This is a genomic window from Maritalea myrionectae DSM 19524 (assembly GCF_000423365.1).
Classification (GTDB): Bacteria; Pseudomonadota; Alphaproteobacteria; order Rhizobiales; family Devosiaceae; genus Maritalea; species Maritalea myrionectae.
On record NZ_AUHV01000003.1, the window covers coordinates 70,796 to 91,204 of the forward strand.

Sequence of the window (20,409 nt, forward strand, 5' to 3'; positions counted from 1 at the left end):
TAAAGGCGCAGCTAAGCGTTTTCTTCCGCTTTGCGCTTCGCTTCGGCTTTCGCTTTCTCGCGCTTCTTGATTTGCGCCAACGAACGCCAAAAAACCACATAAACAGCAAAGTCGCTGGTAAAACTCACAAATTCGTGGGGCACATCAGCCTCAACAGGCACCACATCACCAATCTGCATGTCGTGCCGCACACCTGAGATGGAAACATCCGCGCGGCCACGGATCGCCAGATAAATGATATTCACACCGGGCGGTGTCGGGTATGTGCCAGTTTTAGGCGTATAAAGCTGTACAGAAAGGGTATCGGAGTTGAATGCAGGCGCAAACCACACCCCGTTCGGCCACTTGCGTGTCGCCGGTCCCGGTAGTTTCTCCAGCAAGTCATCAAACTTGACGCGCATAAAAACCCCACAAAAAAGCTAAATCTGGTCATTAGCAACGCTAAAAAATAGCAAAAAACTCAAAATACGGCGTTAATGTTACACCATTTGATCAAATTAGCACAATTGCCGTTAATAAATTCATGAGATCGGCCAATTCCATTTGCACACCTCAGAATATTTGCATCTAATTGTGACAAATCTTGGGAGGGATTCATATGTTCCGATCGTTTTTTCCAACGCCAAAACTATTCTTTGGTAGCGCCGTTATCTGGACCGCGCTGTGCTTTTTGATTTGGTTCACCATCGGCTCGGCCCTGCAAAGCGCCATTAGCCTAGACCCGATCATTACACCCAACCCCGGAGACGACCCAACGCCATTTCTGACAAACCAGAAAGTCTGGCTCTATCAATATGTGATCATGACCGTCTATCTGTTCTGTTTGCCGTGGTTTTTTGTCCAGCGCCATCGTTGGTATTGGTGGTCAGTGGTTGGCTCGGCCACCATTGTCTTAATGCTGTTTGCCAATGTGCAGGTACAGGCGTGGCTGAACGACTGGTATGGCGACTTCTTTAATCTCCTACAAACAGCTCTTTCAGATCCTGGCAGTGTCGCACCAGAGGAATATTGGGGTAATTTGATTTTCGTTGCCTATGTCGCCGCGCCCAACATTTTGTTGATCGTGCTGATTAACTTCTTCACCAGCCATTATGTCTTCCGCTGGCGCACGGCAATGAACTTTTATTATATGAGCTTTTGGCCACACCTTCGACACATCGAAGGGGCATCGCAGCGTGTGCAGGAAGATGCCATGCGCTTTGCTGACGGTGTTGAATCTCTGGGCGTGAACTTTGTTTATGCATTGATGACATTGGCTGTGTTCCTGCCCATTCTATGGGGCCTCTCACAACAAATCACAGCGCTGCCGTTAATTGGCGAAGTGCCCGGCTCCCTGATTTGGGTGGCCCTCGCGTCAGCCGCGTTCGGCACTGTGGTTCTTGCAGCTGTTGGCTTCAAGCTTCCCGGCTTGGAGTTTAACAACCAAAAAGTTGAAGCCGCCTATCGTAAGGAACTTGTTTACGCCGAGGACCATGAAACCCGTGCGCAGCCACAAACGGTAAAAGAGCTGTATTTGGACGTGCAGAAAAACTATTTCCGCCTGTTCTTCCACTATCTCTATTTCAATCTCGTGCGCTCAACCTACAATCAGGCGTCAAATTTCATCACGCTAATTGCCCTCGGCCCATCAATCCTGGCCGGCGCCATCACTCTTGGTATCTATCAGCAGGTGGCGAACGCTTTTGGCAGGGTGGAAAGCTCGCTGCAATATTTGGTAGATTCTTGGCCGCAGATTATCAAGCTGATGTCAGTCTATAAACGTCTGCGCAAATTTGAAGCTGAAATTCCTAAAGGCTCGGACCTGCCAGATTCTCCAGTCTAAGGTTCGCAAAAAGAACCACAAACAAAAAAGGCCGCCCAAACGGGCGGCCTTTTCTTTGATCTTCGTCTCGACTTAACGAGAGTAAAATTCAACAACCAAGTTTGGTTCCATTTGAACCGGATATGGCACATCTGACAATGTTGGGATACGTGTCAAAGAAGCGGTCATCTTTGAGTGATCAACGTCAACATAATCAGGCACATCGCGCTCAGCCAATTGTGTTGCTTCCAAAACCATCGCGATTTGCTTTGATTTTTCGCGGATTTCAATCACATCACCAACTTGCAGGCGGTATGAAGGGATGTTCACACGCTTGCCGTTCACCAAAACGTGGCCGTGGTTGACGAACTGACGGGCAGCGAACACGGTTGGCACGAACTTGGCGCGGTACACCAATGCGTCCAAACGTTGCTCAAGCAAACCAATCAACAATTCACCAGTGTCACCTTTCAAACGTGTTGCTTCGTTATAAACACGCTTAAATGATTTTTCTGTAAGGTTGCCGTAATAGCCTTTAAGCTTTTGCTTGGCGCGCAACTGCAGACCAAAGTCAGAAAGCTTGCCGCGGCGACGCTGGCCGTGCTGGCCTGGGCCGTATTCACGACGGTTTACAGGGCTTTTTGGACGGCCCCAGATATTTTCGCCCAAGCGGCGGTCAATTTTATATTTCTCAGAATGGCGTTTAGACATCGCTCGTCCTTCTTTAAATCGTAATGAATGACTGCGCCCTCCTCTGCTCCGTCCCTATAATAGAGTCGAAACCGACAGACCTTGCGAAAAACACGCTTGCTGCGGATAAACCGCGCATGAAAACCGAAGATCCCGGGTGCACAATTGATTGAAACAACCAATTGATCGCGCTGAAGTAGATCACACCCCCAAAAAAGTCAACCACTAAACCCGCCAATTTCCGGGCTTTGAGCCATATTGTGCAACTTTTTTGCCACCGCCTCTTTAAAAAGCGCTTGCATCTCCCATTTAGTGTGTTACAACTCTAATACACTAGATGAGTGAGACACAATGAACAATTGGAATGAAACACAGCCGATATTTGTTCAAATCAGAGAGCGATTGACCGACATGATTATCTCAGGTTCGGTCAATGAAGGCGAAGCGTTACCCTCGGTGCGGCAGATTGCGACAGACTTGTCGGTCAACCCGCTCACGGTCACCAAAGCCTATCAGTCTCTTGTGGATTTGGGCGTAATCGAAAAAAGACGAGGCTTGGGAATGTTTGTGGCAGATGGCGCACAAAATCAGCTTTTGGCACATGAACGCGAGGCATTTTTGAAAAATGAATGGCCCCGCATCGTTAAACAAATCAAAGCACTAGGTCTCGATATTGAAGATCTTATGCGGCACGAGACGGAATAGAGGCGAAATATGACAACAACAGCTAAGCCCCTTATCGAAGCCCGCAATTTACGCAAGAGCTTCAACAAAAAAGAAATTTTGCACGGACTGAACTTCACCATTCCAAAGGGCCGTATTGTCGGTTTGGTCGGGCACAATGGTGCGGGTAAAACCACAACGCTGAATGCCATCCTCGGTCTTACAGACTGTGAAGGCGACATCACCGTTTTGGGTCAACACCCCTATCAAAACCGTGCTGAATTGATGAACGACATTGCGTTCATCTCAGATGTGGCCAGCTTGCCGCGCTTTTTGAAAGTGCGCGAACTGTTCGACTTGGTCGAAGACATTCACCCCAACTTTTCCAGGGAGAAGGCAAATGGATTTCTTGAGGGCACAGACATCCGCGCTAATGCAAAGGTCAAGGCTCTATCAAAAGGTATGGTCGCTCAGCTGCACCTTGCTATCGTCATGGCGATCGACGCTTCACTTCTAGTCTTGGACGAGCCAACCCTTGGCTTGGACATTACTTACCGCAAGCGCTTCTATAAGCGACTGTTGGAAGATTATATGCACGAAGAGCGCACATTGCTGATCACAACCCACCAAGTGGATGAGATCGAATTTATGCTCTCCGACATTATGTTCATCAAAGATGGCGAACTGGTGCTGGATTGCCCGATGGAAGATGTGGGCACCCGCTATCACCAGCTTGTCACCGATGAGAAGGAACTGGACGCGCTGCACGCGCTCAAACCCATCTATGTCGAGCAGAAGTTTGGCCAGACCATTATGGTGTTTGACGGCGTTGCCGCCGATCAGCTGGAACCCTATGGCAAGGTCAGCACCCCAACCATTTCAGATTTGTTTGTCGCGCTGATGCAGCGTGAAGATACCCGTAAGGGAGAGATCATATGAGACCCTATATCGCGCTCGTAAAACGGGAATTTTTAGAACATCGCGGTGCATTTTTGATTGCACCGGCCGTCATCACGATGATCGTAATTGCGGTCTTCGCTTCCGCCATCATATTAGGCCATAGCGATATTCAGGCTGAATTCACCACAATGGATTCAAAGGCCACATTGTTCACGGCATTTTACGGCATCGCCATTGTGCTTTGGACGATCTACTTAATGATTGCCCTGTTCTTCTACTACGCTGATTCATTCAGCGCCGACCGGAAAAACAATGGCCTGCTGTTTTGGAAAAGCATGCCGCAATCAGACCTGAAGATCCTTGGATCAAAGGTTCTGGCTGGTGGCACAATCTTCCCGATGGCCATTGGCGTCTGGATGCTAATCGCCGGTGTTATGGCCTATCTGTTTTCGATCTGGATTGCAGGCTTTGTGCCTGGTGTCAGCACGGCTGATCCAATCAGCTTTGTCAGCACCTATATCCAGATGAGCATTTCAGCTGCGGTTTTGGTGTTGCTCGCCTTGCTTTGGTATGCCCCCTTCTTCGCTTGGGTGGCGCTGCTGTCCACCGTTTTCAAACGTTGGAGCATTCCATTGGCCTTTGTGGTCCCTGGCCTGATGGTCTTGGCCGAACGCATCTTCCGCTTCAGCGCCGATAATTTTGAAAGCCATATTGGCAATTTCATCACCTATCGCTTGGAAAACATGTTCGCCAATGAAGACCTGTTGGAAGAAGTTGCGACGCAAGAATCATTTAATGCGGCAAGCTTCATCATCGCCATGCTCAATCAGTTCAATTGGACACACATGTTCATTGGCTTGGTGATCACAGCAGGCTTTGTCTATGCCGCCAGCGAATATCGCCGCCGCCTGATTGAAGCCTAATCTAAAACGACCTTCAAAACTGAAAAGGACGCCTATTCGGCGTCCTTTTTTTGTTGTCTTTGTTTTTCCCGATAAGGATTGGGCCGCTCATGTCGCCGATCCAGCGCAGCAATAATGCCCCGAAATGTCCGTATCTCCTGCACGTTGAATTTAGCACGCCCCAGCATCGACCGAATATTGTTGACCATGGACGGACGCTTATTGGCGACTTTGAAATAGTTCGCCCGATCCAGCGCGTCTTCCAAATGCTCATATAAGCCAACCAATTGTTCGCGCGGCGCGGGTTCGCCAAGGTCACCGCTAAAGGGCAAGTCCGCCGCGCCATTCGCGGCCCGACGCCACTCATAAGCCAAAACCAAAACCGCCTGCGCAATGTTCAGTGATGCAAACGCTGGCTCCACGGGCAAGGTGACAATCGTGTCGCAAAGCGCCACTTCCTCATTGTTCAGCCCCCACCGTTCGCGGCCAAACAGAATTCCCGCTTTTTGCCCAGCGCCAATATGCGGCACCATGTGATTGGCCGCTTCGTCCGGCCCAATGACAGGCTTATACATATCGCGCGAACGTGCAGTCGTGGCATAAACCAGGCTCAAATCCGAAATTGCGTCTTCCACCCGATCAAACACTTGCACGCGATCGATCACATGGTCAGCCTTCGCCGCCGCACTCCGCGCCCGTTCGTTGGGCCATCCATCGCGCGGATTGACAATGCGCAAGTCCCACAGGCCAAAATTGGCCATGGCCCGCGCTGCCGTGCCAATATTCTCCCCCAATTGCGGTTCACACAAAATTACCGCCGGGGTGGGTTTCAGCTCAATTCCTTTTGAGCTATCCGTGCCTGCCATGGTCCTTGTCCTTTAAATAAGTCGCAGACACATAGGGCGGACAGGCCTTAAAAATCAAGGCCTAGTTGAAATGCGCCCGCCATTCATCTTCCAAAATGGCATAAATATACATGTGGTCCCACTCGCCCTTAAAAAGCTCATGCTCTCGGAAATCGGCCTCGCGGCGCATTTTGAGCTTTTCCATCAATCGCCAAGATGGCGTATTGGCGGCTGAACAACGCGCACAAATGCGGTGCAGATTAAACTCCTTAAAACAAGCATCCATAAAGGCGCGCGTTGCCTCCATGGCGTACCCTTTGCCCTGAAAGTCGGGGGAGAACACATAGCCCACTTCGCCCTGCCGCGCTTCTTCATTGAGATAAAACAGCAATACTTCACCGATCACTTGGCCCGTTGCCTTCAACTCGACGGCCAAAAACAACGGATCGCCGCCTGGCTCCAACCTGTCCAGCGCCACCCGCTTTTCCAACGCCTCAAGCATACCGGCCTCATCGCGCGGTTCATAAGGCAGATAACGGCAGACATCAGGATCGGAATGGATGGGAAATAACTGCTCAAAGTCATCATGGCGCACACGCCGCAAAATCAGTCGTTCCGTTTCAATCGGCAAATCAAAAATCTTCATGAATAAGGACTAAACTCGCAATTTAGTGAATTGATTCAGCGCTTAAACTGCGCCAAACTCATTTGATGGAAGAAAATGATATTCGCGTGGAATGCGCATGTGGTCAAGCAAAACTGACCCTCTTTGGCGCACCCAAAACAACAATGCTTTGCGCCTGCCGCGATTGCCAAAAGGCATCGGGCACAGACCATACAGCGCTCGCCCTTTGGGCCGATGAGCAATTGGAATTTGAAGGCGACACAACTTCTTTTGCCACCGAGGCAGATAGTGGCGCCACGGTGCATCGCCACCGCTGCGCCCATTGCGGCACACCAGTTTTTGGCACGTCAAGTCGGTTAAAGGGCCACCGCCTTATCCCACTCGGGCTGTTGGGTGACGCCGCCAATGATCTGCCGCCGAAATCAATGATATTTTCCCGTACAAAATTCGAATGGGACCACACAAGTGATGGGTTGGCGCAATACCCCACCTATCCCGACAATTAGATCTTCAGGGGGAGAAGGCAATGGAAAATAAGGGACAATGCTATTGCGGCCAAGTCACCTTCACGGTCACCGGAGAACCGGTGCGCATGGCGGCTTGCCATTGCAATGCATGCCGCCGCCTTTCGGGCACAGGCCATCTGGTTCAGGCCTTTTACAAAAAGGACCAGGTCCACATCAAAGGCAACACCAAATCTTTTGATGCGCCCGCCGACTCTGGAAATATGCGCACCCGCCATTTTTGCCCTGAATGTGGATCGCGGCTCTTTTCGGAAAATGAGAAATTGCCCGACATCATCGGCATCGCCGTCGGTGCCTTCGACAATTCAGACTGGTTCAAGCCGCAGATTGCGCTCTACACTTCTGAGCGCCCCATTTGGGATTACATGGACCCCGAGCTAAAAACAGCGGACCATATGACATGAGCACCGAACGCGAAGAACTAGCCGACCGCATCCGCGCCGTCATTGGCGACGACCCAAATGTGTCCGAGCGGAAAATGTTCGGGGGCATCGCCTTTATGCTCAATGGCAACATGCTTGTGGGGCCGCACAAAGACGGCACCCTGATGGTGCGCGTCGGGCCAGAACTTTATGACGAGGCGCTTTCACGCCCCGGCGCAAAAGAAATGGATTTTACAGGCAAACCAATGAAAGGTTTTGTCCATGTGCATCCGGACAAAATAGCCGATGACGAGGCGTTGCGCACATGGATCGCCTTGGCGACACAGTTTGTAGGCGCCCTGCCGCCGAAATAGGTTTGTAGTAGTGGGATAACACCCGCAACAGGCCCGCGCTCACTATGCTTTCTCCTCACACCAATCTTGAGGAGGATATGATGGGTGCGAAAAAAATTCTTATGATCGTGGGCGATTTCGTTGAGGATTACGAAGTGATGGTCCCGTTCCAGTGCCTTCTTGCCGTTGGGCACCATGTTGATGCTGTTTGTCCGAACAAAACAGCAGACGACAGCGTCGCAACAGCCATACACGACTTTGAAGGCGATCAAACCTACACCGAAAAACCCGGCCATCGGTTTGCGCTGAACACGACATTCACAGACGTAAACGTTGAAGACTATGACGCTTTGGTTATTCCCGGCGGACGTGCGCCAGAATATTTGCGCCTAAATGCCGAGGTGATCGCGATGGTCCAACACTTTGCCAATGCCAACAAGCCAATCGCTGCCATTTGCCACGGCGCGCAACTATTGGCAGCAGCAGATGTGATCAAAAATAAGAATATTTCCGCATATCCCGCGTGCGCGCCTGAAGTAAAACTTGCCGGCGGGACCTTTGCAGATATTGACGTCACCGCCGCGAAAACGGACGGAAATTTTGTCACCGCTCCAGCCTGGCCTGCCCATCCAGCATGGATCGCACAGTTTCTCACTGTTCTCGGCACTGAGATTACTCACAACTGATTTGCCAACAGACGCAATTTTTGCTGAATTGGTTTCTGCGCGGGTCGCTCGCGCAGAATTGGGAGGATGACATGTGCCAACTGTTTGTCGGGGCTGATACAAATCTTTGGGAAAATCAAACGCGGTCAATGCGCATTGATGGCATGTCCACCAGCGTGCGTTTGGAGGCGTTTTATTGGCAGGTTCTCACCGAAATCGGGGCTCGAGATGGACTATCCGTCGGCCAATTGGTCACCCGCCTGTTCCGCGAAACAACAGAAGCAGGCCATGATCCAGAGAACTTTGCTTCATTTTTGCGGGTTTGCTGTGGCCGTTACTTAGCGCTGCAGCTTTCTGGCGACATTCCGACAGACAAAAGTGCTGAAATAGCCTCGCTAGATGCACCCAGCATTTTGGCAAAAGAGCGTGCGGCACGCTCCCCCCTTCACCCCTATATGCCCTACGATTTTATGATGAGCCTAGATAAAGCTACTCTGTAAACCGCACTTTGCCGATATAGGGCAGATTACGATTGCGCTGGGCATAATCGATACCGTAGCCCACCACAAACTCGTCTGGAATTTCAAACCCGGTCCACGTGGCGCTAATATCCACTTCCCGCCGTGAGGGCTTATCGAGCAACGCACAGACTTCAAGGCGGTGCGGCTTGCGCGATTCCAGCATATGCAGCACATGGTTGAGCGTGTGGCCCGTATCCACAATATCTTCCACCACCAGCACATCACGCCCTTCAATTTCGCCGCGCAAATCTTTCAAAATCCGCACTTCGCGCGAGGATTCCGTGCTGTTGCCGTAAGATGAGGTTTCCAAAAAATCGACCTCTACCGGCAAGTCCAATTCGCGCACCAGATCGGAGATGAACACGAACGACCCGCGCAACAGGCCCACCACAATCAATTTGTCAGAATCTTTGAAATTCGCCGAAATCTCATCGGCCAATTCTTCCACCCGCGCCGCAATGGACTTGGCGGAAATCATTTGATCGATCACATAGTTGGAATGGTCCATAAGCCCTCACCTTCAGTGGCAATCTAAACAGCCGATGCCCGCCTGTCATCCTCCCATTGCCATGATCCACAAGCAGAACAAGTGATGGTGATAATTATTGCGCCTGCCGCTTATTCCGATAATCTGACCACATACTTATCGCGAGAAAAACTATGTCAGATCAAAAGATAAAAACCGGAAAATGCGCGTGCGGCGCGGTCAGCTTCAAAGTGAAAGCCCCAGACACCTATGGCGCCTGCCATTGCAAGATGTGCCGCCAGTGGTGTGGTGGCCTCTGGATGGGGGTGGTGTGCGACGAGATTATCGAATTGAACGGCCCTGTACAGGAATGGGAATCATCAAAAATCGCCAGCCGGGGCTATTGCGCTGAATGTGGTTCCTCCGTTTGGCATAAGCCAAAACAATCACCAAACTTCACGTTCGGCCAAGGCCTGTTTGACGATCAACAAGGCTGGACCCTCACCCGCGAAATCTGCGCCGATGATCAACCCGATCACTATGCCCTCGCCGACAAAGGCCAAAAAGCCTTCACCGGCTGGGGAACATTGATGGCAGTGATCACAGGCCGTCTCCCCAAGTAAAACTTAAGAAGCAGCACAAGATCAACTCGCGCCAGCACATTGCAAGTCTTTAAGGCCGAGGGCCACCTCACCGCTTTTCGGCAATTCAACAAGGTGGCCACCGATTTACAGGCTGCTATGCACGACCAAAGATAAGCGTCGCATTCACGCCGCCAAAGCCAAAACCGTTGGACAAAACAAAGTCTATGTCGCGCTTGACCGGACCTTCTTTGGCCAATTCATATTGCGCGGCTGCTTTCATCGGCCGGTCAATATTGATCCCGGGCGGCACCGTTTGCTCCCGCAGCGCCATTAGGGAATAGACCGCCTCAATCGCGCCAGCCGCCCCCAACAAATGCCCCACCGAGGCCTTTGTCGAATTGACTGCAAGTGAGGTACCCCTATCACCAAACACGGTGTGAATAGCCTCTATTTCCGCTTCGTCGCCAACTTGGGTGGACGTGCTGTGGGCATTCACATAATCGATCTGGTCCGGCACCATGCCTGCATCCTTAAATGCAAGTTCCATGGCGCGCACACCGCCGGCCCCACCTGGGGCCAGCGCGGTTAGGTGATAGGCATCAGCACATGTGCCATAGCCCTCAACCGTGCCTAAAATCTTGGCGCCGCGTGCTCGCGCATGGCTTTCGCGCTCCAGCACCAAGGTGGCAGCCCCTTCCGACAAAACGAAACCCGCATGGTCCTCATCAAAGGGACGTGACGCCTTTCCGGGCTCATCATTATATTTCGTGCAGAGCGCCCGCGCCGCGCCAAACCCGCCAATCGCCACTGGATCAACGCACGCGTCAGATCCGCCACACACGGCGACATCCACTGCGCCTGACCGCAAAAGACGCACCCCATCGCCGATGGCTTGGGCCGAGGCGGCACAAGCTGTAATGGGCGAGCCGATCTCTCCTTTAAAGCCATAGCGGATAGAAATGTGTCCAGCCGCCATATTGCCCAGAAAGGAGGGCACGGTGAACGGTGACAAGCGCCGCGGGCCACGTTCTCTAATGGTCTCGGTGGCCTTTGTCATCGCCGGAAACCCGCCCACACCGGTGGCGATAATGGTGGACGTCCGCTCTTTTTGCTCCTCGGTTTCAGCCACCCACTTGGATTGCTGCAATGCTTCTTCCGTTGCCGCCATGGAATATTGAATAAACAAATCCATCTTCTTTTGGTCTTTGGCGTCGATAAAGTCGTTGGCGTCAAATCCATGCGGATCATCTGCCTTGCTGGGCACCAGCCCGGCCACTTTTGAGCTATAATCGGTCACATCAAACCGGTCATTTTTCACAATGCCGCTCTGCCCTGCCAATAGCCGCGTCCAGTTGGTCTCAACACCAACGCCCAGGGGCGATACCGCCCCCATACCTGTCACCACAATCGGATCATCATTATTCGGTCGCATATAGCTCTCCATTCTCGTGTATATACACTAAAGCACACCCAATCAGGCGCCCTATTCCCTTGGCCGACACTTGTGTCTGCCCTATCCACACGTCACCATTTGAACGCCCAGCAAGCCCATGTTTCGGGCCGCACGAACCGGTAAGTTTCTACTTCCCGCACCCGCGCTAAAACCTAAACTGTAGGCTCGCCAAATGCGGCAGCCTCAAAAGCGTCTCACGCCAACAACAAACGCACCGTCAATCGCAACCCAGCACCTTCAAACCTGCCGCCCGCCATTCGTGTATATACACATTGAATGGCCAAAAATATGGCTACAATTTGGCCACGCGCTGCAACACGTTCAGCGCCGCGTCCAACTCCTCACGGCTTACAACCTCCAAAATCGCATCTTGCGCGGCCTGCCAATGGGGCACCATCTTTTCAAACAGCGCCTGCCCTTTTGGCGTCAGGCTGTAAACCACCCCATTGCCCTTGTCCGCTCGGCGTTTTTGCACCACGCCTTTGCGCTCCAACAAGGAAAGATTGCGCGACAGCGTAGACCGCTCAATCGCGAGATAATCGGCCAAGCCTGAAACAGAATCATGCTCGGCCCCGGCCAGCGACGCGATCAACGAGAACTGCTCAGTCGTGATTTCAAACCGACCAAGCCGCTTGGCAAAATTGCGCGTCATCATGCGTGATGCGGCGCGCGTATTGCGCAGCACACATCTTTCCAACTCTTTTTGCGCTTCCTGACTTTGTGTGTCCGGAATTTGGCCCGTTTTGCTCATAAATCCCTTTTGCCGTGTATTTACACACACGTCAAGCACATATGATGATGCCATTTGTGCACCAATCAGTCTTTGCCTTTTTCCCCACAAATGCTATAGGGGCGCTGAACACCCGTCTAAAGCAAGGCGGGCCTCCCAACTTTTAGCTTTGCGGAGTTCTCATGAGCAAAATTAAGGTAACCAATCCTGTCGTCGAACTCGACGGCGACGAGATGACACGGATCATCTGGCAATTCATTAAAGACAAACTGATCCACCCCTATCTCGATATCGATCTCGAATATTACGATCTGGGCATTGAGGCGCGCGACGCGACCGATGACCAAATCACCGTTGATGCCGCAAACGCCATCAAAAAGCACGGTGTTGGCGTTAAATGTGCCACCATCACGCCAGACGAAGATCGCGTTGAAGAATTTGGCTTGAAGCGCATGTATCGCTCGCCAAATGGCACCATCCGTAACATTTTGGGCGGTGTGATCTTCCGTGAGCCGATCATTTGTCGCAACGTGCCGCGTTTGGTACCGGGCTGGACTCAGCCGATCATCGTCGGCCGTCACGCCTTTGGTGACCAATATCGCGCCACCGACTTCAGATTCCCAGGCAAAGGCAAGCTGTCCATCAAATTTGTTGGTGAAGATGGCAAGGAAATCGAGCACGAAGTGTACGATGCGCCAAGTTCAGGCGTGGCAATGGCCATGTACAACTTGGACGATTCCATCCGTGATTTCGCCCGCGCCAGCATGAACTATGCGCTGAACCGCAAAGTGCCTTGCTACTTGTCGACTAAAAACACCATCATGAAAGCATATGACGGTCGTTTTAAAGATCTGTTCCAAGAAGTTTTTGAAGCAGAATTTAGAGAAAAATTCGACGAAGCGAAGATCACCTATGAACACCGCTTGATCGACGACATGGTTGCCTCTGCCCTTAAATGGTCAGGTGGCTATGTTTGGGCCTGTAAAAACTATGATGGCGACGTACAGTCAGACACAGTTGCACAGGGCTTTGGTTCACTCGGCCTGATGACATCTGTTTTGATGTCACCAGATGGCAGAACTGTTGAAGCCGAAGCGGCGCACGGTACCGTGACACGTCACTACCGCCAGCACCAAAAAGGTGAAGCCACTTCAACCAACTCCACAGCGTCAATCTTTGCCTGGTCACGTGGCCTCGCCCACCGCGCCAAGCTGGACGACAATGAAGAGTTGGCCAACTTCGCTGCCACTTTGGAAAAGACCGTGATCGACACCATTGAAAACGGCCAGATGACCAAAGATTTGGCCCTGCTTGTTGGCCCAGATCAAGAATGGCTCTCAACCATTGGCTTCTTGGAAGCAATCGACGAGAACTTGCAAAAAGCTTTGGCGTAATCGCCTCATAAACTGATTCAAGAAAAGCCGCGAAGACATTGTCTTTGCGGCTTTTTGTTTGGTTCCATATAAGACGTAGGCGGCTGATCCGTTTCAGGCTAATATAGCGCTTCATGCGAAACTGAAATGGAACCCCAATGAGCACGATTTCGGAAACGGGCCAATGTCTTTGTGGCGATCTTAAATACCGCGCCACCGCCCAGCCCAACCACACCACAATCTGTCATTGCCGCATGTGCCAGCGCTCCACCGGCACCGCCTTTCTCGTCGAGCCGATATTTATGCGCGACAGCATCGAACTGCTTGCGGGCGAGCCGAAACAATATACGCACACATCTGATGAGAGTGGCCTCAGCCTATATGTCAATTTCTGCGGCAATTGCGGATCGAAAATATACCAGACATTTGAGCGCTTCCCCGAGGTGATCGGCGTTTTTGCTGGCACATTTGACAACCCGGATTGGTTTGAACGCAGCCCCGAAAACACAAGACATATCTTCACCCGTTCAGCCATCAAGGGCACTGTCCTGCCAAAAGACTTCACCATTTACGAAGAGCACACCAGAACGCTGGGCCAAACGGAAAGCAACGAGCATCAAATACTCACCGCGCATAAACTGGTGACCTGAGAAAATCTCAATATTCCGGACACCTGATCCGCAAAACATATATGCCTGCGCCCCTTGTTTCAAAGTTTTCGAACCCAATATATGTGGTACACAAACAACGGGTATTTTTATGCGCAACACTTCCTCTCGAGCAACCACCCAAACCGCCCATTTTAAGTCCACTCGCCTTCTGGCAACAGTTGGCGCATTGGGGCTCGCTTTGGGCGCGTTTTTTGTGGCAAGCAATCCCGCCTTCGCTGATGAAACGCGCGAGTATGATTTCGCGGACTTCTCTAAGATCGAAATTTCAGAATCTGTTGAAGGTTCTCTGGTGCAGTCGAACAGTTTTTCGATCCAAGCCACTGCGGCAGATAAAGAGCTTCTGGATAGCCTGGTCATCGAAAAAACAGGCACCACGCTAAAAATCCACCGCAAAGAGGAAAGCCTGCTCAAAAGCTTGACCAGCCTCTTCGGAGGTCAGTCGCCCAAAGTTGTTGTCACCATGCCCTTTTTAAGCGCGGCACATGCCAGCGCGGGCGCCGAACTAATGATTGAAACGTTCTCAACCGAAAATATTGAACTTCTCGCCAGTTCTGGTGCGGATTTGGACGCCAAAGGCCTCACGGCGATTTCGGTCAAGGCCGACAGTTCTTCTGGCGCCGATATTGAGCTTGCTGGCACCTGCGACCAAGCAGAATTTTCATCCAGCTCCGGCGCTGATCTCGATGCTGGTTCTCTTGAGTGCAACAGCGTTTTGGTTGACGCTAGCTCTGGCGCCGACGCAAGCGTATTTGCCAGTGACAACCTGGAAGCGAACGCCAGCTCCGGGGCGGACATTAATGTGCGCGGCAATCCCAGCACGACGCAAACCAACACCTCAAGCGGTGGTGAAATCGAACTGAAATAGCCGGCATCGGAGCCCACATGCGCGCCTCCCCTTTTTATTGTAGACAGCAAGTGGCGGTCACAGAGCGAATTGGCCATAGGCATGCTCATTTATCCGCTATAAAGTGAGATCTCGATCTCATTGTAGCGTGGCCAGATATGTTCATTTCCAAATTCTATTTCCTGTTTAAACAACTGCTATCGGAAATTTGGATCAGGCTCACCGCCTTCTCGCTGCTGGCCATTTTAACAGCGCTTGCCGCCGTCGCGCTCAAACCCTTCATTCCAGAGCAATGGATCTGGAATATGGGCAGCCAATCTGTTGAGCCCATTCTCAACATCATTGCGTCGTCCATGTTGGCCGTTTCAACGTTCTCGTTGGGGATCATGGCCAATGCCATGTCGAGCGCCGCGCAATCCACCACGCCCCGCGCCACGCAGCTCCTGCTTAAAGACAAAACATCTCAAAATGTCCTGACCACGTTTTTGGGCTCATTCATTTTCGCGCTGGTTGGCATTATTGCGCTGCACATGGGCGTTTACGACCAAGGCGGCCGCGTCATCCTCTTGGCGATGACGTTGGTGATCCTGATCATCATCTTCACTTCATTTATCAGATGGATCGATCTACTGCGTGTATTTGGACGCATTCCAGACACGCTCGACCGGGTTGAAAAAGCCACCATTTCGACAATGGAAAATTGGCAAATTGATCCGCATCTGGGGTGCAACCCCTATCGGGAGAGCGAGCTTAAGACCGCCGACTGGGCGCCCATCCACGCACAGCATCCTGAATATGTGCAGCATGTAGATTTGAACGCGCTGAATGAATATGCGGAGGAACTGGATGCCCGCATCTTCCTCACTGCCCAGCCCGGCACATTTGCGTGCCCTACCCTGCCCTTGGCATGGTGCTCGAAAAAGCTGGAAGAAGACCAAGAAAAGAAAATTCGCCGCATGTTCCACCTCGCGAACGAACGTACATTTGAACAAGACCCGGAGCTCGGCTTTGTTGTTTTGGCCGAAACCGGCGCCCGTGCGCTTTCCAAAGCCATCAACGACCCCGGCACGGCCGCGGATTGCCTGCGGCGCGGCCTAAGGATACTCCTTCGCTTCACCCCAAAGGAAATTGACACTCCAGATTATGAACATATTTGGATCGCCCCGTTACCGCTCGACCAAATCTTGACTACGCTCTTTGTGCCCATGATGCGGGATGGAGGCGAAATTTTTGAAATTCAAAGCACAATCGTGCATTGTTTGGAAAATCTAAGCGCCGCACGAAAAGAATTGTTCAGCGAACCGCTGCAACCAATCATTAAAAAGCATATCAGCCACCTAAAAAACGGAAATTTGCTTTCTGAGGAGATTGAAGTGCTGACCGCTCGGCTTCACAAACTTCAAAAAGCCTAAATGTCGGCAAAAAAAGGCCGCCCAGAAGGCGGCCTTATTCTCTTTGATGTCTGCAGCCTTTATTCAGCCAGCTTGGCCCGCACGGCATCAATCGCATCTTGCGCCTTGTCCGCATCCGGGCCGCCACCTTGTGCCATGTCAGGCCGACCGCCGCCGCCTTTGCCGCCCAAGGTTTCAACCGCGACCTTTACAAAATCAACGGCACTCAGATTGTCCTTCAAATCATCGGTCACCCCAACGGCCACGCCAACTTTGCCGTCGTCGCCAATGCCAACAATTGCAACAACACCAGATTTGATCTGCTCTTTGCCCTGATCAACCAGTCCGCGCAATTCTTTTGACGGCAAACCTTCCGCTACGCGCCCCATAAAGTTGACCTCGCCAACCTTCTCAATTTCGCTGCCACCACCGGCGCCGCCGCCCATGGCCAGCTTTTGCCGTGCATCTGCCAATTGCCGCTCAAGTTGCTTGCGCTCGTCCAGCAGCGCATCAACGCGCGAAACAATATCTTTTGGCGCCACCTTCAACCGATCAGCAATCTGGCGCACCCGCGCCTCTTGCTCGGCGAAATACGCCCGCGCAGCATCGCCCGTCAGCGCTTCAATGCGGCGCACACCTGAGGCCACCGCACTTTCGCCAACAACAGCCACAACCCCAATCTCGCCAGTCGCCTTCACATGCGTACCACCGCACAACTCCATCGAGTAAGCCTGATTGCCCTTATTGTCGTTGAGCGGTTTGCCCATCGACACCACGCGCACTTCATCACCATATTTTTCGCCAAACAGAGCCATTGCACCCGCTTCTATGGCGTCATCAACTTCCATCAAACGTGTTTCTACGGGGCTGTTTTGCAGCACGATGCTGTTGGCCATTTGCTCGATCTGCTTCATCTCTTCCGCACCCACCGCCTTGGTGTGTGAGAAGTCAAAACGCAACCGATCTGGCGACACCATTGAGCCTTTTTGGGCCACATGGTCACCCAAAGTCTCGCGCAGCGCCTCGTGCAGCAAATGCGTGGCCGAGTGATTAGAACGGATAGATTGACGCCGTACCGCATCAACGCTGAGATGCAGCGCATCCCCAACCTTGACCGTTCCCTCATTCACCGTCGCATGATGCGCAAACACACCGGCTGATTTGGTGGTGTTGGAAATGGTGACATCAACGCCCTCTTCATGGGCACGTCCGGTATCACCAACCTGGCCGCCGCTTTCGCCATAAAACGGCGTTTGGTTGAACACCAGAACACCGGTTTCACCGGCAGCCAGTTTCTCAACTTCGGCACCATCTTTAATGATGGCAAGAACTTCGCCATCCGCCTGTTCGGTTTCATATCCGAGAAACTCAGTGGCGCCTTTTTGATCCGCAATTTTGAACCAGATCGCCTCAGAAGCTGCATCCCCGGAGCCTGACCAGTTTTTCCGAGCCTCAGCCTTTTGCGCTGCCATGGCCTCATCAAAGCCTTTTTGGTCAACATCAATGCCGCGCTGGCGCAATGCATCCTGGGTCAGGTCCAGCGGAAAGCCATAAGTGTCATAAAGCTTAAACGCTGTCGCCCCTTCAAGGGTCGCCCCTTCGCTTAAGCCTTCAGTCTCATCTTCCAAAATCTGCAAACCACGGCTCAAGGTTTTCAAGAACCGCTCTTCCTCAAGCTTGATCGTTTCTTTGATCATCGCCTCGCCGCGTGACAATTCGGGATAGGCTTGGCCCATCTCCCGCACCAAACTGCCCACCAATTTGTTGATCACAGGCTCATTGGCCCCCAACAAAGTCGCATGGCGCATGGCACGACGCATGATCCGCCGCAGCACGTAACCGCGGCCCTCGTTCGACGGCAGAACACCCTCAGAAATCAAGAATGACATGGAGCGCAAATGATCGGCAATTACCCGGCGGCTTTGGTCGCCCTTATCGCCAATATCCGTGTTAGTGACATCGGCAACCCCAGCCAAAAGCGCTTTGAACATATCGGTTTGATAATTGTCGTGCGTGCCTTGCAAAACGGCGGCGATCCGCTCAAGCCCCATGCCCGTGTCAATTGACGGCCGTGGCAAATCGGTGCGGTCACCATTGGCATGCTGCTCATATTGCATGAACACCAAATTCCAAATCTCGATGAAGCGGTCACCATCTTCTTCCGGGCTGCCCGGAGGGCCACCCCAAATATGGTCGCCATGGTCATAAAAGATCTCTGATGATGGACCACATGGTCCGGTGTCACCCATCATCCAAAAATTGTCACTGGTGGCGATGCGAATGATGCGATCATCACTAAGACCTGCAATCTTTTTCCACAAATCAAAGGCTTCATCATCTTCGTGATAAACCGTGACCAATAGCTTGTCTTTAGGAAGACCAAATTCCTTATGCACCATGTGCCAGGCATGCTCGATGGCTTGCTCTTTGAAGTAATCGCCAAATGAGAAGTTGCCCAACATTTCAAAGAATGTGTGGTGGCGTGCAGTGAAGCCAACATTGTCCAAATCATTGTGCTTGCCGCCTGCGCGCACACATTTTTGCGCGCTTGTCGCCCGAGAATAGTCGCGCTTTTCAACCCCGGTGAACACGTTTTTAAACGGCACCATACCGGAGTTCACAAACATCAAGGTCGGGTCATTGCGCGGCACCAATGGCGCGCTTTCGACCAATTCATGATCATGTGATTGGAAGTAATCAAGAAACTTCGATCGAATATCGTTTACGCTGGTCATAAATCTCTGTCGGCCTTGCACAAAAGTCAGAACTTCAGGCGGTTTTACACGCCACAACTCGCCCTGTCCAGCAATTGAGTGGCGGTTAAAGTTCGACAATACAAACAAAAAAGGCGCCGAAAAATTTCGGCGCCTAAATGTCAGCAAGGACAAATTAATCCAACATCTATTTGTCGGACTTATCGACAATCTCAAGACTATCATCAGCCTCGGTTTTGTCTGGTTGCGGTGGGGCAATCATATTTTCGGTCAAAAGGCCGGCGCTCTCGCGCACGCCGCTTTCAATTTCATAAGCAATTTGTGGATTGTCCTTCAGGAACTGACGAGCATTCTCACGCCCTTGGCCCAAGCGCTCGCTATTGTAAGAGAACCAAGACCCAGATTTCTCCACCAATCCGGCTTTCACACCCAAATCAAGCAACTCGCCAGTTTTGGAAATGCCTTCGCCGTAAATAATATCGAACTCAACCTGGCGGAATGGTGGTGCCAACTTGTTCTTCACCACTTTCACCCGTGTCTGGTTGCCCACCACTTCGTCACGATCTTTAATCGCGCCGATGCGGCGAATATCCAAGCGCACAGATGAATAAAACTTCAGCGCGTTACCACCTGTTGTGGTCTCCGGCGACCCAAACATCACACCAATCTTCATCCGAATTTGGTTGATGAAAATCACCATGGTTTTCGACCGTGAGATAGAGGCGGTCAATTTACGCATGGCCTGGCTCATCAAGCGCGCTTGCAAGCCGGGCAAACTGTCGCCCATTTCGCCTTCCAATTCAGCCTTTGGCGTCAATGCCGCAACGGAGTCGACCACCAGCAAATCAATGGCGCCAGAACGCACCAGCGTATCGGCAATCTCCAACGCTTGCTCGCCTGTATCTGGTTGTGAGATGAGTAAATCATCAATATTCACGCCAAGCTTACGAGCATAAATCGGGTCCAGCGCGTGTTCAGCATCAACAAAGGCACAAATGCCACCAGCCCGTTGCGCTTCTGCAATCGCATGCAAGGTCAGCGTGGTTTTACCTGAGCTTTCGGGTCCAAAAACCTCGATAACCCGACCACGTGGTAAACCGCCAATGCCCAGCGCAATGTCCAACCCCAACGAACCTGTAGGAATCGATTCCACTTCAACAGCAGAATTCTCCCCCAGGCGCATAACAGAGCCCTTACCGAAATTTCGCTCAATCTGAGAGAGCGCGGCCTCAAGAGCCTTCTTCTTATCCATAGATCCCCCTTCGACGACGCGAAGTTGTGAATTTGCCATATGCCCTCTCCTTATTCCAAAGTCCTGAGGTCCATGCAAAT

23 protein-coding genes are annotated in these 20,409 nt (G+C 51.9%); 14 read left to right on the top strand and 9 right to left on the bottom strand.

Annotated features, from left to right (window positions below):
• Window positions 1–11: 11 nt before the first annotated feature.
• Window positions 12–401: a cupin domain-containing protein gene (locus G549_RS21235; RefSeq protein ID WP_051213499.1), complete on the bottom strand. Its 390-nt coding sequence runs from the start codon at window positions 399–401 to the stop codon at window positions 12–14.
• Between the two features lie 197 nt (window positions 402–598).
• On the opposite strand from G549_RS21235, the gene sbmA reads away from it, so the two are divergent.
• Window positions 599–1,822, top strand: a complete 1,224-nt coding sequence (sbmA, locus tag G549_RS0106265) for a peptide antibiotic transporter SbmA (RefSeq protein ID WP_027834309.1) — start codon at window positions 599–601, stop codon at window positions 1,820–1,822.
• A 72-nt stretch (window positions 1,823–1,894) separates the two neighbouring features.
• Here sbmA and rpsD read toward each other — a convergent pair whose 3' ends face one another.
• A complete protein-coding gene (gene rpsD, locus G549_RS0106270) occupies window positions 1,895–2,512 on the bottom strand; it encodes a 30S ribosomal protein S4 (protein WP_027834310.1) in 618 nt (205 codons plus the stop codon).
• Window positions 2,513–2,842: 330 nt separating this feature from the next.
• Between rpsD and G549_RS0106280 the strand changes: the two genes are divergently transcribed.
• The 3 genes from G549_RS0106280 to G549_RS0106290 are packed head-to-tail and all read left to right on the top strand — an operon-like array spanning window position 2,843 to window position 4,977.
• Window positions 2,843–3,196, top strand: coding sequence for a GntR family transcriptional regulator (locus tag G549_RS0106280; RefSeq protein WP_027834311.1), 354 nt, complete (start codon window positions 2,843–2,845; stop codon window positions 3,194–3,196).
• 9 nt (window positions 3,197–3,205) lie between these two features.
• On the top strand, window positions 3,206–4,093 hold the full coding sequence (locus G549_RS0106285; RefSeq protein WP_027834312.1) for an ABC transporter ATP-binding protein: 888 nt from the start codon (window positions 3,206–3,208) through the stop codon (window positions 4,091–4,093).
• On the top strand, window positions 4,090–4,977 hold the full coding sequence (locus tag G549_RS0106290) for a hypothetical protein (RefSeq protein ID WP_027834313.1): 888 nt from the start codon (window positions 4,090–4,092) through the stop codon (window positions 4,975–4,977). The genes G549_RS0106285 and G549_RS0106290 overlap by 4 nt, the downstream gene beginning before the upstream one ends.
• Before the next feature lie 32 nt (window positions 4,978–5,009).
• Here the strand turns inward: G549_RS0106290 and G549_RS0106295 are convergent, their stop codons facing one another.
• Together G549_RS0106295 and G549_RS0106300 are read right to left on the bottom strand one after the other, a co-directional pair.
• On the bottom strand, window positions 5,010–5,822 hold the full coding sequence (locus G549_RS0106295) for an RNA methyltransferase (protein WP_027834314.1): 813 nt from the start codon (window positions 5,820–5,822) through the stop codon (window positions 5,010–5,012).
• 61 nt (window positions 5,823–5,883) lie between these two features.
• The gene (locus G549_RS0106300) at window positions 5,884–6,447 is read right to left on the bottom strand and encodes a GNAT family N-acetyltransferase (RefSeq protein ID WP_027834315.1); all 564 of its coding nucleotides are present in this window, start codon (window positions 6,445–6,447) and stop codon (window positions 5,884–5,886) included.
• A gap of 65 nt (window positions 6,448–6,512) precedes the next feature.
• Here G549_RS0106300 and G549_RS21240 point away from each other — a divergent pair, with 65 nt between their 5' ends.
• The 5 genes from G549_RS21240 (at window position 6,513) to G549_RS19290 (ending at window position 8,830) form a co-directional block, all read left to right on the top strand.
• Complete coding sequence (locus G549_RS21240) at window positions 6,513–6,932, top strand: GFA family protein (protein ID WP_027834316.1); 420 nt, start codon at window positions 6,513–6,515, stop codon at window positions 6,930–6,932.
• 20 nt (window positions 6,933–6,952) lie between these two features.
• The gene (locus G549_RS19285) at window positions 6,953–7,354 is read left to right on the top strand and encodes a GFA family protein (protein ID WP_036221607.1); all 402 of its coding nucleotides are present in this window, start codon (window positions 6,953–6,955) and stop codon (window positions 7,352–7,354) included.
• A complete protein-coding gene (locus tag G549_RS0106315) occupies window positions 7,351–7,686 on the top strand; it encodes a TfoX/Sxy family protein (protein ID WP_027834317.1) in 336 nt (111 codons plus the stop codon). The genes G549_RS19285 and G549_RS0106315 overlap by 4 nt, the downstream gene beginning before the upstream one ends.
• Before the next feature lie 80 nt (window positions 7,687–7,766).
• Entirely contained in the window at window positions 7,767–8,351 is a 585-nt protein-coding gene (locus G549_RS0106320; protein WP_027834318.1) for a DJ-1/PfpI family protein, read from the top strand.
• Window positions 8,352–8,422: 71 nt separating this feature from the next.
• A complete protein-coding gene (locus tag G549_RS19290; protein WP_051213500.1) occupies window positions 8,423–8,830 on the top strand; it encodes a ribbon-helix-helix domain-containing protein in 408 nt (135 codons plus the stop codon).
• On the opposite strand, the gene hpt is transcribed toward G549_RS19290, so the two are convergent.
• On the bottom strand, window positions 8,820–9,359 hold the full coding sequence (gene hpt, locus G549_RS0106330; RefSeq protein ID WP_027834319.1) for a hypoxanthine phosphoribosyltransferase: 540 nt from the start codon (window positions 9,357–9,359) through the stop codon (window positions 8,820–8,822). The genes G549_RS19290 and hpt overlap by 11 nt on opposite strands.
• A 152-nt stretch (window positions 9,360–9,511) precedes the next feature.
• Here hpt and G549_RS0106335 point away from each other — a divergent pair, with 152 nt between their 5' ends.
• Entirely contained in the window at window positions 9,512–9,940 is a 429-nt protein-coding gene (locus tag G549_RS0106335) for a GFA family protein (protein ID WP_027834320.1), read from the top strand.
• A gap of 115 nt (window positions 9,941–10,055) precedes the next feature.
• Here G549_RS0106335 and fabF read toward each other — a convergent pair whose 3' ends face one another.
• Together fabF and G549_RS0106345 are read right to left on the bottom strand one after the other, a co-directional pair.
• The gene (gene fabF / locus G549_RS0106340) at window positions 10,056–11,333 is read right to left on the bottom strand and encodes a beta-ketoacyl-ACP synthase II (RefSeq protein ID WP_027834321.1); all 1,278 of its coding nucleotides are present in this window, start codon (window positions 11,331–11,333) and stop codon (window positions 10,056–10,058) included.
• Between the two features lie 313 nt (window positions 11,334–11,646).
• Window positions 11,647–12,159, bottom strand: a complete 513-nt coding sequence (locus G549_RS0106345; RefSeq protein ID WP_027834322.1) for a MarR family winged helix-turn-helix transcriptional regulator — start codon at window positions 12,157–12,159, stop codon at window positions 11,647–11,649.
• Window positions 12,160–12,266: 107 nt separating this feature from the next.
• Here G549_RS0106345 and G549_RS0106350 point away from each other — a divergent pair, with 107 nt between their 5' ends.
• The 4 genes from G549_RS0106350 (at window position 12,267) to G549_RS19300 (ending at window position 16,384) form a co-directional block, all read left to right on the top strand.
• The gene (locus G549_RS0106350) at window positions 12,267–13,478 is read left to right on the top strand and encodes an NADP-dependent isocitrate dehydrogenase (protein ID WP_027834323.1); all 1,212 of its coding nucleotides are present in this window, start codon (window positions 12,267–12,269) and stop codon (window positions 13,476–13,478) included.
• A 137-nt stretch (window positions 13,479–13,615) separates the two neighbouring features.
• Window positions 13,616–14,107, top strand: coding sequence for a GFA family protein (locus G549_RS19295; RefSeq protein ID WP_051213501.1), 492 nt, complete (start codon window positions 13,616–13,618; stop codon window positions 14,105–14,107).
• Window positions 14,108–14,216: 109 nt separating this feature from the next.
• A complete protein-coding gene (locus G549_RS0106360) occupies window positions 14,217–14,993 on the top strand; it encodes a head GIN domain-containing protein (RefSeq protein WP_027834324.1) in 777 nt (258 codons plus the stop codon).
• A 137-nt stretch (window positions 14,994–15,130) separates the two neighbouring features.
• The gene (locus G549_RS19300) at window positions 15,131–16,384 is read left to right on the top strand and encodes a DUF2254 domain-containing protein (protein ID WP_051213502.1); all 1,254 of its coding nucleotides are present in this window, start codon (window positions 15,131–15,133) and stop codon (window positions 16,382–16,384) included.
• A gap of 59 nt (window positions 16,385–16,443) precedes the next feature.
• Here G549_RS19300 and alaS read toward each other — a convergent pair whose 3' ends face one another.
• Together alaS and recA are read right to left on the bottom strand one after the other, a co-directional pair.
• Complete coding sequence (gene alaS, locus G549_RS0106370) at window positions 16,444–19,098, bottom strand: alanine--tRNA ligase (protein WP_027834325.1); 2,655 nt, start codon at window positions 19,096–19,098, stop codon at window positions 16,444–16,446.
• 166 nt (window positions 19,099–19,264) lie between these two features.
• A complete protein-coding gene (gene recA / locus G549_RS0106375) occupies window positions 19,265–20,368 on the bottom strand; it encodes a recombinase RecA (RefSeq protein WP_027834326.1) in 1,104 nt (367 codons plus the stop codon).
• Window positions 20,369–20,409 lie beyond the last annotated feature (41 nt).